This is a genomic window from Aeromonas diversa CDC 2478-85, assembly GCF_000819805.1.
GTDB classification, from domain to species: Bacteria; Pseudomonadota; Gammaproteobacteria; order Enterobacterales; family Aeromonadaceae; genus Aeromonas; species Aeromonas diversa.
Window position 1 is genome coordinate 1 of the sequence record NZ_CDCE01000014.1, and the last position, 1,353, is coordinate 1,353.

The following is a 1,353-nucleotide window of genomic DNA, read 5'->3' on the forward strand; positions in this document are numbered from 1 at the left end:
GGCGGTGAACCCAGAGAAGGTTTGCTTGAAGCCGCTAGTGTAGAGGTTCAAGTCAGGACCTTTCACGAAACCATATGACTCGTTACGTGACTCAACGTTGGGTCCAGGGGTAAGCAACTTGCCCTTGAGCCCCTCAAGTAGGCTAATCAGGCGCTGGATAATCTCGGCTTCCTCGAGGGAGCCATGAGTTCCGCGTAGTTGTAACCAGTCTTGACAGACTTGTACAACCGCACGTCTCACCGTGCCACTTGGCCAACCGGTTATGCCAAAGTGGCTGGCTAATTCCCCTGCTGCCGATATGAGCCCGAGTGCTTCAGCTACCCTTTGCACTTGGCCGTCGGAAGTGCCAAGGCCTAACTCCCTGGCGAGCTTATCTCGCTCCTTGGAAACGAATAACAGGGAGTCTTCTATGCCGTTCACTAACTGTTCGATGAAAGTGCGGAATGCAACACCATGATGTGCTGCAACTCGCTCGGCGAGAAGCTTCGACAGAGACGCTCCATCCGTCTGTCCATGTAACTCTTCGAACAGACCATACCGATTTGTATCAGCTTGGACATTGATCATACGGACATCATGGCCAGCTTTATGTCGCTTGCCGACGGAGGCCAAGCTATGTTCCAGATCGACTTCTCCATTACTCAGAAACGTCGTTCTCCACTGAAGCTTGGCTCGGCGGGAGAGGTCCGCGTTGGCGCGAGTACGGCCCTCACCATTAGCCAGCATATAGATGGTGTCGCCCAGAACATGAGGGTCCGCTTGCCCTATTTCATCGAGAAAGAGGGTGCTGTCGTTGAACATACCTGCGGTGGTCTCCAAACCAACCTTAGTGGCGTTCCACGTCTGTATCTTGCTGGAGGGGCTGCCGAGTACACTGGCTGCAACCAGCATGGCGGTGCTCTTGCCAATCGAAGACGGCCCCACCAGATGAACCCCAAAGCTATTCTGATTGGTCAAGCGCAGCAAAGGGCCCACAAAAGCGAGTGAGGTACTCAGTAATAAGCGGCTGTTGCCAAGGCACAGCGTCGCCACGTTATCGCGCCACTCGTCCGGGGTTCCGGCCACATCAGATTGGGTAGGGTTATTCCCGGTATAGATGTACTCGTCCTCATTAGCACACCCCACCGGCCCGTCACCCAACATGAAGATATGGGTCTCCGGTATCCAGCCTAGCCGGTCAACCCGAGTGAACGTTTTGTGAATATTCTTCGAGTTCAGATAGTCAATCAACTTCCCCCTCATCCGAAGGTTGAAGCGGTACCCACCATCCAGGAGCTTCACTAAAGCTTCGCGTCCCTCACCCAGCAGATGGACGTTTGGAATAAACGCCTCTTGTGGGCGACCATCCGGGCT

1 protein-coding gene is annotated in these 1,353 nt (G+C 54.3%); it reads right to left on the reverse strand.

Annotation, left to right across the window (positions count from 1 at the left end):
- Positions 1-1,353 (reverse strand): DUF927 domain-containing protein (locus BN1121_RS03405; RefSeq protein ID WP_156139388.1); only part of this gene is annotated, 1,353 nt, incomplete at both ends.